This is a genomic window from Zavarzinella formosa DSM 19928, assembly GCF_000255705.1.
Lineage (GTDB): Bacteria > Planctomycetota > Planctomycetia > Gemmatales > Gemmataceae > Zavarzinella > Zavarzinella formosa.
This window is the reverse complement of record NZ_JH636447.1, coordinates 146,823-161,139: the sequence shown is the minus strand read 5'-3', so window position 1 is coordinate 161,139 and position 14,317 is coordinate 146,823. Positions and strand designations below refer to the sequence as shown.

Sequence of the window (14,317 nt, the reverse complement as noted above, 5' to 3'; positions counted from 1 at the left end):
CGGCTCCAACGCCAGCATCCGGTCCCGCACCAGAGCCAGCGGCGGCCGTTGGCGAAGGCCCTTGCGGCCGAGAAACCGGCTGATCTGGGCGCGATGACGCGGCTCCGAGGCCACCGACCCCGAGGCTTGCGAGGCGCTCATGCGCCCCCAATGCAAACAAAACGCCGCCACGCAACGAATCACCAGGCCGAGCGCCCGGGGACTCAGGCCGGCCGGACGAAGAAACTGTTTGATTCCGGGGAGTCCTTCTTGCACAATCATGACCGAGACTCCTTCCGGTTGGTGATCACCCGGCCTCACGGCCCAACCGATCCGGCCGGGGGAGTCTCGTTTTTCTATCCCGGCCCACTCTCCTCAGCAAAAAGCGCAACTTCAAAACGCGCCAGCGAGGGTACCGCGACTCCCGGTGGTCCAACAGTTCCCCGACGGGCAATGGCCGAGTTCGGAGGCATGTGGCGAGTAAGAGAAGGCTAATCGGTTCTGTGGGCCGACACACTAACCAGAACTCTGCTCTAAATCACGCCGGCGTCACCAGAGGGTATACCCGCCGTCGATCACCAGCGACGCTCCGGTCATATACCGGCTGGCGTCGCTCGCCAAGTACACCGCCAGCGGGCCCAAATCCTCGGGCGATCCGAACCGGCCCATCGGGATCTGCCGCTCAAACTCTTCGATCACTTCCGGGCGGGTTTCCTTCCAACGCCGGTTCGGCTCGGTCATGAAGCCGCCGGGCAAGATCACATTCGCCGTCACCCCGGCCGGCGCCCAGTCGGCCGCCACCGCCCGGGTGAACTGCACCACCGCTGCCTTGGCCGCCTCGTAGTGTCGGCCGCCGATTTTCCGGCCGGCCACCAAGGCATTGATCGAGGCAACATTGATTATCCGGCCCCCCTGTCCCCGTTCGACCATCGGACCGCCGATCAGTTTGGTGCAGAGGAAAACGCTGGTCAGGTTCAGGTCCATCAATTCGAGCCAGGTCTCCAGCGGCATCTCTTGAACGGACAGGGGAACCCGTCGGCCGCCGGCGTTGTTGATCAGGATGTCAATCGGGCCAAATTCCGCGAGCGCCCGGCGGCAGGCTTCTTCGCACTCGGCCGGGTTGGCCACGTCGGCCCGAATCGGGAGGGCGGTCCGGCCGAGCGCCCGAATGTCGGCGACGGTCCGGTCAAGACTCTCCGGGTCGCGGCCGACCAAGGCGACATCGGCTCCGGCCTCCGCACAAGTCAGAGCCATTTCCCGGCCCAAGCCTCGGCTGCCGCCGGTGATGAACAGCCGTTTGCCGGTTAGTTTGAATCGTTCCAGAACACTCATGAACGCTTTCCATTTGATGATGCCAGGCGCTGCCGGACTTGCGGTCGCTCGCGAACAATTGTCCGAGTTTTGCCCGCGAACAAGTGGCGGACAGCGAATATTGCTTCCATCTCCCGCCGTTGACGCGCCCGGCTATGCCAGTCCATCGCCGCAGGCTATCCGACCGTTTGGCTGGCTGTCAAAGCAATTCCCATTCGATGAGGCCGCCTGTTTTCCATCTTCGCTCCCTGCGTCTACTTTGATCATTCCCCCCGGCATATCCACCAGAGGTTCTCGGGGTGTCGGGTCGAACCGGTCATCAATCAGTTCCGCGTCCGCGTCCGCGAACTGAAAGAACAGTAGAGGCTCGCGCGTGAAAGCGGCGGCACGGCTGAGTAGATTTAGCAGGAGAACGGAGGCAGTCATGCGCTATGAACACACCGCAATCCCGGACGCCGAGATTCCTGTCGCGGTCGAGCCGGTTTTCCAGCACGTCGTCACCACCTATGTGAGCGAGGCGAACAAGACCGCGAGCATGTGGCGGGCCGTGCCCGACGCCTTGCTTGACTATAAGCCGCATCCGAAGACGAACCCGATCCGCACCATCCTCGTCCACCAACTCCTGTCCGAACGACGGTTTTTCGCCCAGTTCGTCGGCACGGATGAACCGCCGGTGGAGGAGTTGCTGCCCTCTGGCGATGCGCCACCGGTGGCGGCGTATATCGACAAGTATGTGTGGTTGTGTCGACGGCGGCTTTCACAGTTCGCCGCAGGCACAAGCCCGTGGTGGCTCGAACCCCGGCCGTTCTTCGGCGGTCTGGTGCGCGAGCGTATCTGGATATTTTGGCGACGAGTGCTGCACACCTGCCACCACCGGACGCAAGTGCAGGCGTGGCTGAGGCAGGCCGGGCACGAACCGGTTCCGGCGATCTATGGCCCGTCTGGCGACGTGAAATGGGACGAGGCCGATCCGACGTACTCTTTGGAAGCGGCACGCCGGGGCGGGTAATATTCGCCGAGCCGTTCCGCTGCCCGCCATGATCTTCTCGCTTTGAGTGAGTGAGTGAATGGTTGTGTGACTCGGGTCCGACTGGTCACCCGGAAACGACCCGTCCGAGGAATTCGCGGATTGCTGCGGCAATCTCGCGGGCGTGCGTTTCAAGGGCGAAATGCCCGGTGTCGAGCAGACGGACCTCGGCGTTCGGGTTGTCGCGAGGGTACGCCTCCGCTCCCGCCGGAAGGAAGAACGGGTCGTTCTTGCCCCAAACCGCCAGCAGTGGCGGCCGACTGGTGCGGAAATATTCTTGGAACCGCGGGTACAGGGCCACATTTGTCGCATAGTCACGGAACAGGTCGAGTTGGAGCTCGGCGTTTCCGGGGCGCCCCAGCAGGGCGTGGTCGAGCGTGTACCCGTCGGGCGAGACCAGCGTCTCGTCCGGCACCCCATGCACGTACTGCCACTTCGTGGCGTCAAGGGTGAGCAGCGAACGCAACGCCTCGCGGTTCTCGGGCGTCGGCTCACGCCAATACCGCTGAATCGGATCCCAGTTCCCGCTCAATCCCTCCTCATAGGCGTTCCCGTTCTGGGAGACGATGGCGGTGACTCGATCAGGGCGGGCCAGGGCCAGACGGTAGCCGGTCGGCGCCCCGTAGTCGAACACATACAGGGCGTACCGGCCGAGGCCGATTGCGTCGGTGAACCCTTTCATGATTTCCGCCAGATTGTCGAACGTGTGCGCGAACCCGGCCGGGGAGGTCGTGTGGCCGAAGCCGGGCAGGTCCGGGGCGACGAGATGAAACCGGTCGGCGAGCAGCGGAATGAGGTCGCGGAACATGTGCGACGAACTGGGGAACCCGTGCAACAGCAGCAAGGCCGGGCGTGCGGGGTCGCCGGCCTCGCGGTAGAACACGCGGTGCCCGCCCGCGTCGATGTGACGATAGCGGATCATCTCAACTCCTTGTGAAATTTGGTTGAAAAGTGCGGCTGGTCGTGCGTCAGATGACGACCACCATTTTTCCGTTGGCTTGGTTCGCGTCCATCAGCCGGTGTGCCTCCCGGATGTCCTCGAACCGGCCCAGCCCGCCCATGAGGGCCGCGACTTTGGCGCGGGGGGCGAATTCCCCGCCGAGACAGGACTTCACCACCCCGACGCACTCGATCCCGCTGACGTCCGCGATCTCGGCCCAGTTGCCCTCGCGCATGTGCTTCTCGGCGTGGTTGATCCCGAACGCCTTGACCTCGATCACCACATGCCCGGCCTTCGGTTCGGGCTCGGGGATGTCCCGGATCTCCAACACTTCCGGGCCGCCGAACTGCTTCCTGAGTATCGCACGCATGCCAATCCTCCCTGGGTTTTGTAACCTCCAAAATCAATCTACACAGGTTACCAATTTAAGATAACCCCCTTTCACGATTTTATCCGGTTACAATGAATGACATCTTTCGGAGGACCTTGATGTCGGAACGCCCGCCCGCGATTTTCGTTGGTGAACATCTCGCCCTCGATTTCCTTAACAGCATCGCCTCGCCCAAAGACGTTCCGGTCGAGTGGCTCCGGGACGGCCGGGATCTGATCGACTGGCTGGAACAGGCGAAGGTGATCGAGACCGTGGTCGCGGCGCGCTTCCGGGCGTCGAAGAATCGGCGACAACTCGAAGATGTCGCCGCAAAGACCAGAGCGTTCCGGGATTGGCTAAGGGGTTTCGTCACCCGGCACATGGGCAAGACGATCACCCCGGCCGCGGCAAAGGCACTCGCCCCGCTGAACGATCTGCTCGCCGGGGACACCAGCTATCCGGTGGTCGAGGCAGGCGATGGCGATCACGCACTGCGGTTGCGAAGGCTGCGCCGGTGGGAAAGCCCGGACGAACTGTTGCACCCCGTCGCCGAGGCAGCGGCCGATCTGATCTGCAACGAAGACTTCAGGCTGATCCGGGCATGCGAGGGGTCGCCCTGCACGCTCCTGTTCCTCGACCGGACAAAGGCTCATGGGCGGCGGTGGTGCAGCATGGCGGTATGCGGCAACCGGGCGAAGGTGGCGGCCCATCGCGCCCGGAAGGGGGGCGACGGATCATAATTTGCGCCGCTCTGGCGTCGAAGTGGAGTGGAGTTGCGGTCGCGGGCGCCAGACGCTGGTTGCGCCTGTCGCAGGCTCACGCCGCACGGGTCGCCAGTTTTGCTTTTGCCACCGATGACCCCCAATTGACCTTCTTGTCGGAGGAACGCCCTGCCAGGCATTCTCAGTCGCCGGATTTCGCAAGAGCTTTGCTGACGGGCGAGGCAACCTCACACTTGAATTTATTCGGCTGGCTCAAAGGCTTCACCCCTGCTGGCTGGTTTGGAACGATGCGAGTTACGCCAAGCCGGCCCGTTTAAATACCTTCCCCTTGGCCCAGCGGTATGTCATGCCTGCGAGAGCCGCCGCGAGACCTCCCAAAAAGACTTCGAAATGGTCTTTGTTGGAGGAGGCTTCCGCCACCAATATTGCCGGGGGCGACTGGAATGACCCGGTATGCGAAGAGCGATCTTCAATCGTCGGAGCAAATGACGATTCGGCCTTTGCCTCAAAGAGCTTTCCCGCCAAAAATTGTAGCTTGTTCGCCAATTGTCTCGCCGCCGGATCGTCGGCTTTTCGGAACGCCGCATTGGAACTCGCGTCCGGCCGGATGGCGGCCCCGTCGAGTGATACCCGGACAAACTGTCCGTTGATCCGGACATAAGCGAGCAGTTCTTCGCTTGTCCCGCCAGCCGTGTCGAGAAGGAACTTACCCTTGCTGGCAATCAGGCGGTTCAGGCTCCGCCGGGTCTTGAAAATCACGACGACAGACGATGGTTCGGCTCCTGTTGCCGCGCTTACTCCTCCAATCTCGGCAAACACCGGGTCGCCCCATGACCCGGTGTCATCCCGGACGAGAACGAACCCATTCCCGGTTCGCGCATTGACGAGGAATCCGGCTTTGCCCATCTTCGGAAACACGGCCATTCCTTGAGCATCGGGCCAGGGCCCTGAACTGGCCGAAAACTCGCCCAATATCTCGACAGAATCCAGCAGCACCTGTGTCGCGGTAGCGGCCGTGGCGAGCCGGGGACAAATGAGCGCCATCAGGATGGCAAGTGTGCGGACCATAAAGACCTCCGTGTCAAATGACCGGAGGAAACTGCTTGCAACCCTTGGGCCGAGACGGCGGCAGGCGGGGATTTTTCACCAATCCAACTGGCAAGCTGGGCAATCTTTGAAGGCAATGTTCATTATTTGTTATCGTCGATTTGACGTGATCCGGTTGATTCGACAGTGAAGCCATCGTTGAATCACGCCTGTGTTGTTCGACTTTTCCGGATGAGACACGGGGCAAATTGGTTTGACAAACAACGCCGTCATTCACCCGTCGTTCCGATTCTCTGCTCTTCATTTCCAATGTTCTTATAATCTCGATCACCCGCCGCGAGACCTGCACATGCCGGGGAACAGGTTTGCCATTTCTGTTCTCCGCGACTTCCCTGGTTTGGCTCTGTCAAATATTTTGTTGCGAATGACGCTCCGAAGGATATTGACCATGCGACCCTCTCTGTTCGTCGGTTCCGCCATCGGAATCAGTCTGTTGGGGCTGATTGTCGCCTGGGGGCCGGCCGCCCCGCCGACGACGGAGGCATCCCTTCGCCCGGCCATTGCCCGTGCGGACCTTGATCCCACCACCTGCGCGGATTTTCGCGGTCGGACACGCCGGGCCGCCGACTTGGATGCCGTCACCACGGCGCTGGGCCAGCCGGGCCGGACGAAGCTGACTTGGGAGGCCGGGCCTCGCGACAAAAACGATCCGGAGGCTGTTGTCCGGTTCCTTGTCGGTTTTCGGGAAGAAAAGGCCATTGGCTCCGTCTTCGTGCCCGCCGGGTTTGAACTTCGTTTGTTGAAGGCCAGTCATCAAGGACTGGCCGATCCGTTCACCGAGAATCAGTGGGCCATCGCCGAGATGCCGATCCGGCAATCGGGGGGAACACTCGTTCCGCTGCCAGTTGGCTTTCGCACGCGGGCATTGTTGTTCACTGCCACTCCGGGCGAGAATCCCCGGCATGCTCTCCAAGATGTTCGATTGTTTGCGGAGCGATTGCTGAACGCCGTTCCGTATGCGCTTGCTTATGCCGACCGGGAATATCGGCCGCCGAACGGCCGACATAATCCCTGGCCGGCGTCAAGCATCACGTCCGGCGGCGGGCATTGGGTCAACGTCGGCAAAGACAACTCAGGGTTGATCCCGGCCGGGCCGGTCTCTGATGTTAACCCGTCGTGGTTCATCGTGTCGTGGCCGACAGAGCGAACCATCGAGGGGATATACCTCGTGTCGAACATCGACAAATTCGACGTGGCCTCGTTCGCCGGGGCCGAGGGGGTGAATCCGCGGGCGGGCATCCCGGACGAGTGGCGATCCATCAAGGACGCCACCGAGACATCCGATCAGTCGGGCAGCCGGTGGGTCCGCTTTGCGAAGCCGGTTCGCACCCGAGGTCTTCGGCTCACGATCACCCGCACGGCGGAGGGGCCGGTCGCGAAGATTTTCGGGTTGCATGCGCTGACCCGGTTGGGCGACGAACCTATCCCTCCGCCGCCGGCCGGGGAGGATCAGCCCTCGCCTTTCAAGATCCCGTACACGCTGGCCGAAGATGGCATTGTTTCGCTGGGGATCAACGGGCCGGATGGTCGGCGTGTCCGAAACCTCGCCGCCCGCAACATGCAGAAGGCCGGGGAGCATGTCGCCGCTTGGGATCTCAAGGATGCGGACGGCAACTTCGTGCCGCCGGGGACCTATCGTTGGGTCGCCCTGACCGGGCCGGAACTCCGGACGAAATACGAAATGACCGTGTATCCGAACGTGGAAATGCACGCCCCGGATAATTCGCCGTGGTTGAACGGGCATGACGGCCCCGGCGGCTGGATGGCCGACCATACGGCCCCGGCGGCCGTTTGCGCGGATGGCAACCGGATATTCCTCGGCTCGCCGGTCGCCGAGAGCGGCGTGTCCCTGATTGAAACGGACACGGACGGAAAGAAGGTTTGGGGGCATCAGTCGTTTGCCGCGTGGACCGGCAGCCAGATCCTCGCCAGCGACGGCAAGGAACTCTTTTCCGCGATGCCGGTCGTCGGCACCTCCACCGATTCTGTGTGGGGCATCGACTTGGCCACCCGCAAAGTGAGGACGGTGTTTCAACTCAACCCGAGCGCCACACGGGCTCGCGGGATGAAGGGGATCGCGGCCAGAGATGGCAAGCTCTACGTGTCCGTGAAAGGGTCCGATCCTTGGTTGTCCGGGGCGGCCGCCGATGCGGATGTGGACCTCCCTTCGTGCCTTCCGTTCTATGTGCCGCGCCGGCCGCAACGGGGCAGCGACATGTCCCCGGACCCTCGCGGCGATTTCCTCAAGCTGTTCCGGTTGACCGGTACTCCGCCCGGTCAGGGGGGCCAGTATGATCTGACCGTTCTCGAACCCAATCCGGGCGCCAAAGGCCAGCAACATATTGTTTTGGCGTTCAAGAAGCCGGTGCCGGTCGGCTCGGCCGTGTTTCCCCGCCCGGTTGAGCCGGGGGTGACCATGACCATCAGCGCCCTCAAGCCGTCGGCCCCGTATCCGCCGAACCCGGACGACAACAGCCAATGGCAGGCTTGGACGGGCGAGGCCAAATCCCCTTGGGATGCCATTCCCGCCCCGCCCGGCATCGAGACTCGGGCGATTCGCCTCACGTTCAGCAAGGGAGAAAAGCCGAAGGACGACGACATCATTGATCGCGTTCTGGATGATAAAAAACCGAAGGACGGCTTCCCCGATCTTGACCGGAAGCCCCAATCGGGCGGCACGCTTTTGGAGTTTGGCGGGAAGGACAAATGGAAGGTTCGCCTCGAAGGAATGCGGCTGCTCCGACGGCGATACGAGAACGTGGCCGGGAAAGCCACCGTGCGGGTGAGTTCTGGCGAAGTCGCGGCCGATGGCGTGTGGGATGCAAAACGAACCGCCCCGCTCACCGAGGCTGATCCGGCTGTCTACCTGCTGGAATGGCCGGCCGAGCAATCCCTGCGCGGGCTGGCGGTGAAGGAAATCGACGGCGAACTCACCAAGGTGGACGTCTACACCGGCCCGGCCGGCACCCGCCCGACCATGACGGGAATGGACGGCTGGAAGACGGTGGCCGAGTACACGCAATCCCGCCGGGAGTGGTATCATCCGGACGACTCGCACAACAGCCGGGCCAAGTATTTGGACGGAACGATTGATTTCGGCAAAGAAGTGCGAACGACCGCCGTCCGCCTGCGGGTGGTGAAACAATGGTCCGACAATGGCCCGCGCGGCACGCTTGGCCAGCGGGTTGACCTTGGTGGGCAATCGATCAACCCCGCCCGTTGCCGGGTGTTTGGCGTCGCCGCCCTCAAGTACCTTGGCGGCGAACCGCCTGTGGAAGCGGCTTCAATCGAGCGAATCGATATTCACGACTCGGCCACCGGAAAACTGCTGTCGGAAATTCTGGTGAAAAACCCCGGCAAACTGGCGTTTGACCCCGCCGGAAACTTGCATGCAATCTTGGACGGCCAAGTCGTGAAAGTGGATCTCACTGGCGGCAAGCATCAACCCGTTGTCACCGACTTGGCAAACCCGGCCGATCTTGCGTTTGACAAAGAAGGCCGACTGTATGTGTTCGACGGCGGGAAGGAACGACAGAACATCCGGGTGTACGGCGCCAAGGGCGAGTATCTTCGCTCAGTTGGCACGCCGGGCGGCTTGGTGGTCGGCGCCGCGTGGGATGCCACCCGGATGGGCCATGTGGTCTCGATCGCCATCGATGGCAAAGGGCAATTGTGGTGCGTGGAGGATCATTACAATCCCAAACGAATCACGGTCTGGAACGCGGCCGATGGTGTCTTCCGCAAGGAACTGCTCGGGAACACCCAATACGGCGGCGCGGGCGTCCTCGATCCGAACGACAAAAACCGGCTCTTTTACGGGCCGATGGAATTTGAAATCGACTGGGCCACGGGCAAGTCCCGGTTGAAGGGCCTCACCTATGCCGGCGACATCCCGGCGGGCGAGGTTCCGATTCCGGCCAACGGCCGCACCTATCTGGTGACCCGGCCGGGTCTGCACACGATGGATTGCGGATGCGTGTTCCGATACGAGAACGGCCGGGCCATCCCCGTCGCCGCCGTCGGTAAGGCGGCCGCGTTCGAGCCGCTGAAACGGCCGGAAGTGATCGCCAAGTTTGGCGCCAAGGCGTTGATCAATCATCGATTCATCTGGACCGACCGCAACGGGGATGGCGACATCCAGGCCGAGGAAGTCACGCTCACCCCTGTCGGCAATTTCCACGGGTTGACGGCCTTCGACAACGACTTGGGCGTTCAAGGAGGAGATCTTCGTTATGTGGTGAAGGAGTTTCTGCCGAACGGAGCGCCGGTGTACGAAGAGAAAACGATTCCGGGGCTGAAGGGCCGGCTTCTCCATCAACTGAGCGACGGCACGTTCTACCGGATCGGCTCCGGCGAGTTGAAGGAAGCCGGGTTGAAGGCGGACGGCACGATTCTCTGGTCCTATCCGCAAGAGGGGGATGCCGGGGTGCATGCGATCTACAACGCCAAACCTTACACGCCGGACCAGATCGTGACCGAGTTCATGAAGGTCGGCCAAGGATCGGCGCCGGGCGGCCTCGGCGAGTTTATGGTGGTCAACACGAACGTCGGTTGTTGGAACGTCTGGTCGGCCGACGGGTTGCTGGCGGGGACACTGTTCCGCGATTTCCGCTCGGGCCGGTCCCGCCCGTGGAGCATGCGGGAACATGCCCGTGGCACGGTTTGGGAAGACCTGACCGTCGGTCAGGAGCATTTCAATGGCTACTTCTGCAAGGCGGCCGACGGAAAGTTTTACGCCGTCGCGGGCCACAACCACATCAGCGTGTTGGAAGTTCTTGGCTTGGACAAGTATCGCCGACTCGGCGGCGAACTGACTGTGACGGCCGAGGATTTGGCCAAAGCCAGAGCGTGGGAATCCCGCCGGGCGGCGGCGGCGGTGTATGCCAAGGCCCCGGTCCTCGACATTCATCGCCTTGGAAAGCCCCCGGCATTCGATGGCAAGTTCTCCGGTTTCGGCCCTCCGGCCGCCCGATTGGACGGTCCCCAAGAGGGGAGTGGCGTTGATTTCTTTGCGGGATACGACGACAAATTCCTGTACGTCGGTTACTCGGCCTCGCAGATGGGGCCGCTGAAAAACGCCGGGACCGAATTCGAGCGGTCGTTCAAAACCGGCTCGGCGGTCGATCTGTATTTGGAAACTGATCCTCGCGCCGACCAGACTCGTCAAGCCCCGGCCGCCGGTGATGTGCGGGTGTTGATGACCCACCTGCCGACCGGCCCCAAGGCGGTGCTTTACCGCCCGGTGGTCCCCGGTTCCTCTCTGGAAAAGGCGTGGCGGGTGCGCTCACCTGTGGGCGAGGTATCCATCGACGAAGTGAAACTGGTGTCCGGCGGCCGGATGTCCCTCGGTGGCGACAAGGAACGGTACACAGTGGAAGCGGCCATCCCGCTCGCCGAATTGGGATTGAAGCCGATGCCCGGAACACGGCTGAAACTCGACTGGGGCGTGTTGGTGTCCGGCCCGGAGGGAACTGAAGTGATGAAGCGGCTATACTGGGCCAACCAATCAGCCCAGATCGTATCGGATGCCCCCTCTGAAGCCCGGCTGAGTCCCCAGATGTGGGGCCATGCCTTGTTCCAAGGAGTTCGCGGCGAAGAACTCCGCCTCGATGCCGCCACCGGCGGGAAGAAGCCTGACAAGGACGTGAATGACATCCTCGACGACTTGAAGCCGAAGAAATAAGGCCGGGGAAACTTTTCGGTTCGGCCCCCTTGGAGGATGATCAGGCAACACTGCCGAGGATGATCGGCGTGGAAAGCCCGGCCCGTCAAATGACGGACCTCCGGTTCCGTTGGTTGTCACCCGAACCGGCCAACAGCCGGGCTGGCGTTTGATGGAAACTGACGCGGCCGTTACGCTGGCGACTGTTCAGCCGTTGCTTAAACCACATAACGGCGGCCGGAATCGACCTGCTTCCGAGTGGTGGGTGAGATCCAAGGGAACTGGCCCAATCAGTGTTCGGCGGAGGAGGCTGAGATGGGCACGACGTTCGTGGGCATCGGACAGCCACGGCGCGGCTTCTGGATATCCGGCAGCATCTTGGAACTGTGGCTCCGCTTCCTCGCCCTGCATGTCGAAGACCCGGTCGAGTCCGGTTTCTTGGCAACCAAGGTCCGGGATCAATGGCTGCTGGCGTCGCGAGGCTTCTTCATCGGCAGCGTCCCGGAGGGGTTGGAAGAGGCAGTGTCCACGCCGGAAGGAGAGGCATTGGTCCGGGCGTCAATCCACTCGCTGCTGGAGGCGCTCTCGGCGGCGCCGGGCTGCCTGAGCAAGGATGTGCTGAACCTCATGGGCATCACCAACGGAAAGTTCACCGCCGACATCGAGACATGGCGTCTGGTCGAGGTCGGACACGCCTGCCTTGCCCTGCTTGACGGGCAAATCACCACCGGCCCGAGTGAGGCGTTGTTCATGCCAGGGTGTGGGCCGCAAAGGCACGCCGAACCAGACTCCGCACCTGATCGGCGAGTCCCGTAGCGATTTTGGGACATGGGGTTCACTGGCGCCCCGTCGGCAATTGAGCGTGATACCCTGCCGACGGCGGAGTCGCCGGACAGGAGCGTCGGTGACCGGCGTCGGCGCGAGCGGGGCCGCTTAGGCCTGACATGCGACGGCCCTCGTCTGGTTCGTCACCCCGGCTTCCCATCGCTCCCACAGGTCGTCGGCCCAGCCGAATGACATCGTCATGCCCGTCCCGCCGGTGGCCGAAACGATATGAGTGTTCGGCTGCGGTTCCGCAAGGAACAGCGGCTGGGTCGGGTGTTTCGCGTACACGCCGTGCCACCGGCCGACGATGGTCGGGTCGGGCAGTTCCAGCATGTCGCGGAGGTAGTCGAGAATCAGGCGGTCGATTTCGGGCTTGTCGAACGGCGAAATCGCCTCGTCGTACTCGTGCGAATCCCCGATCACCACTTCGCCGAGGCCGTTTTGCGACGCCATGACGTGGATGCCGTATTTCACGAAGTCCGGCGTCTCCCGGCTCACGCGATCACGCAGCGCGGGCAGCGACGGGCATTCTTGGAACGAGGTGTAATGGCAGAGCGTCAGTCCGCCAGCCAGATGCGGTCCGAGCCGCCATCCGCCCGGCTGCGGGGAAGTGCGCATCATCTGCAACTTGCATTTGCGGATGCCGGAGGCGGCGAACTCCTCCGGGAACAGCGTGCGGAAGTCGGCCCCGGAGCAGACCACCACCCGCCCGGCCCGCCACGTCTTCCCGCCGGCCCACACCCGGCCGTCGTCGATCCGCGTGACGGCTTCGCCGAAGCGAAGTTGCACGCCGTATTCCTCCGCCAGGAAGCCGGGCAGTTTGGCAATGGCCTCGCGCGGATCGATGCACAGTTCCGTCGGACTCCAGAGAGCGCCGAGCAGGCCGGCTGTCCTCGCGCCGAGGGATTTCGCCACCGTCTCGGCGGGCGTCAGCAACCGGCATTCAAAGCCGAGGGCCGGGGCGAGGGCCGCGAACTCTTCGATCACCGCCAGTTCGTCCGGTCGGCGGGCCAGGTGCAACGACCCGCACGGATTCACCCATAGCCCGGCCCGTTCGGCCAGTTCCAGCCACCGTTCCCGGCTTCGCAGGCTGCGGCGATGGATCTCGCCGGCGGTCTGGCCGATTGGCCAGACCATGCCGAAGTTCCGCACCGACGCCCCCTCCGCCCGGTTTTCCCGCTCGAACAACACGACCGACCGGCCCTGCCGGGCGGCCGACCAGGCATTGGCCAGCCCCACGATTCCGCCGCCGATAATCGCCACGTCCACGTCCCGCGCCATGCCTGCCTCCGCAAAAAAGTTTGTCAAACACCCTCGTGTCACACCCGAACCGCATGGCCCGTGATCCGCGGCGGGATGCGGGCCTTCACCTCGTCGCTGGTTGATTCTTTGTGCGCGCTGTCCTTGCCCGCGAGCGTCAGCGTGCCGTCGGCCCCGAGGGTGACGAACGCGAACAACGAGTCGCGATAGAAGTTCGCCCCCTTCGACGTGTACGCATAAGAGGCGCTGTTCAGCAAGAAGTAATGAACGCCGTTCCGCAGGCCGTAACGGTCGTCGTGGTCGTGGCCCATGAAGACGGCGGCGACCCGGCCCGGCCGCTTCGCCGTCGCGGCTTTGTGATTGGCGGTGTCGAACACCGTCAGGATTTCCCGCCAGTTGCCCATTTCCGGGGCTTCGTCGGTCAGGAACACCGGTTGGTGCATGAACACAATCACCGGGCCGGCGGCCTCGGCCAGGTCTTTCTTCAGCCAGGCCAGTTGTTCGGCGTCCGTGTGGCTCTTGGCCGAGGCCGGGGAGCGATACCAGTTGCCGCGATCATAATCAACAACCGTGCCGTCGTCCTTCTTGAGACCGTTGCGGTCGATGATGACGAAGTGATAGCCGCCCAAGTCGAACGAATAATACCGGCGTTCCATGCCCCAATACTCCATGAACGCGGCCTTGCTGCCGTGGTCCATGTCGTGGTTGCCGAGGACGTGATGCCTCGGGCCGGCGAACCGCTTCCACTCGGCGAGCAGCGGTTCCGATTTCTGCCGCACACAGAAATCGCCGCATTGAATGATGAAGTCCGGCTTGGCCGCGACGGAGGCGTCGATGAACGCCTTCAGGCGGTCGATTTCGACCTGTTTCTCGCCGAACTGCTGGTGGTGCAGGTCGGAAATGACGCCGAACTTGACCGTCTTGCCGTCGGCCGGGGCCGCCGACAAGGTGAACTGGCCGCCGGAAATCGCCGTCGCGCCGGCCAGCCCGGCCACGCGGAAGACATCTCGCCGATTCATCACAACACCTCTTGGGAGTGAGTTTCTTGCCCGTCTTTGCCCGTGGAACTTTCCCGGACCACAAGCTGGCCGGACACCCCCACCCGCACCGGGGC

At 63.0% G+C, this 14,317-nt stretch carries 10 protein-coding genes and 2 pseudogenes; 5 read left to right on the top strand and 7 right to left on the bottom strand.

Features of this window, described 5'->3' with window-relative positions; genetic code table 11:
• Positions 1-261 (bottom strand): hypothetical protein (locus BGIM_RS65220; protein ID WP_029631383.1); only part of this gene is annotated, 261 nt, incomplete at its 3' end.
• A 267-nt stretch (positions 262-528) separates the two neighbouring features.
• Positions 529-1,311 carry an SDR family NAD(P)-dependent oxidoreductase gene (locus tag BGIM_RS0137385; RefSeq protein ID WP_020474731.1) on the bottom strand — a complete coding sequence of 261 codons (783 nt, stop codon included), beginning with the start codon at positions 1,309-1,311 and terminating at the stop codon, positions 529-531.
• 403 nt (positions 1,312-1,714) lie between these two features.
• Between BGIM_RS0137385 and BGIM_RS0137375 the strand changes: the two genes are divergently transcribed.
• On the top strand, positions 1,715-2,299 hold the full coding sequence (locus tag BGIM_RS0137375) for a DinB family protein (protein WP_020474729.1): 585 nt from the start codon (positions 1,715-1,717) through the stop codon (positions 2,297-2,299).
• A gap of 85 nt (positions 2,300-2,384) precedes the next feature.
• On the opposite strand, the gene BGIM_RS0137370 is transcribed toward BGIM_RS0137375, so the two are convergent.
• Both BGIM_RS0137370 and BGIM_RS0137365 read right to left on the bottom strand, forming a co-directional pair.
• On the bottom strand, positions 2,385-3,239 hold the full coding sequence (locus BGIM_RS0137370; protein WP_020474728.1) for an alpha/beta fold hydrolase: 855 nt from the start codon (positions 3,237-3,239) through the stop codon (positions 2,385-2,387).
• 121 nt (positions 3,240-3,360) lie between these two features.
• Positions 3,361-3,627: pseudogene (locus tag BGIM_RS0137365) on the bottom strand (alcohol dehydrogenase catalytic domain-containing protein); the annotation flags it as partial.
• A 119-nt stretch (positions 3,628-3,746) separates the two neighbouring features.
• On the opposite strand from BGIM_RS0137365, the gene BGIM_RS0137360 reads away from it, so the two are divergent.
• On the top strand, positions 3,747-4,367 hold the full coding sequence (locus BGIM_RS0137360) for a CGNR zinc finger domain-containing protein (RefSeq protein WP_020474726.1): 621 nt from the start codon (positions 3,747-3,749) through the stop codon (positions 4,365-4,367).
• A 124-nt stretch (positions 4,368-4,491) separates the two neighbouring features.
• Positions 4,492-4,617: pseudogene (locus tag BGIM_RS67955) on the top strand (DNA cytosine methyltransferase); the annotation flags it as partial.
• Positions 4,618-4,643: 26 nt separating this feature from the next.
• Here the strand turns inward: BGIM_RS67955 and BGIM_RS0137355 are convergent.
• Entirely contained in the window at positions 4,644-5,417 is a 774-nt protein-coding gene (locus tag BGIM_RS0137355) for a lipid-binding SYLF domain-containing protein (RefSeq protein WP_020474725.1), read from the bottom strand.
• Between the two features lie 427 nt (positions 5,418-5,844).
• On the opposite strand from BGIM_RS0137355, the gene BGIM_RS0137345 reads away from it, so the two are divergent.
• Together BGIM_RS0137345 and BGIM_RS0137335 are read left to right on the top strand one after the other, a co-directional pair.
• Positions 5,845-11,139, top strand: a complete 5,295-nt coding sequence (locus BGIM_RS0137345) for a hypothetical protein (RefSeq protein ID WP_020474723.1) — start codon at positions 5,845-5,847, stop codon at positions 11,137-11,139.
• 294 nt (positions 11,140-11,433) lie between these two features.
• On the top strand, positions 11,434-11,934 hold the full coding sequence (locus tag BGIM_RS0137335; RefSeq protein WP_020474721.1) for a hypothetical protein: 501 nt from the start codon (positions 11,434-11,436) through the stop codon (positions 11,932-11,934).
• A 117-nt stretch (positions 11,935-12,051) separates the two neighbouring features.
• Here the strand turns inward: BGIM_RS0137335 and BGIM_RS0137330 are convergent, their stop codons facing one another.
• Both BGIM_RS0137330 and BGIM_RS0137325 read right to left on the bottom strand, forming a co-directional pair.
• Positions 12,052-13,224, bottom strand: a complete 1,173-nt coding sequence (locus BGIM_RS0137330) for a TIGR03364 family FAD-dependent oxidoreductase (RefSeq protein WP_020474720.1) — start codon at positions 13,222-13,224, stop codon at positions 12,052-12,054.
• 38 nt (positions 13,225-13,262) lie between these two features.
• Positions 13,263-14,222: a metallophosphoesterase family protein gene (locus BGIM_RS0137325; protein ID WP_020474719.1), complete on the bottom strand. Its 960-nt coding sequence runs from the start codon at positions 14,220-14,222 to the stop codon at positions 13,263-13,265.
• Between the last annotated feature and the right edge of the window lie 95 nt (positions 14,223-14,317).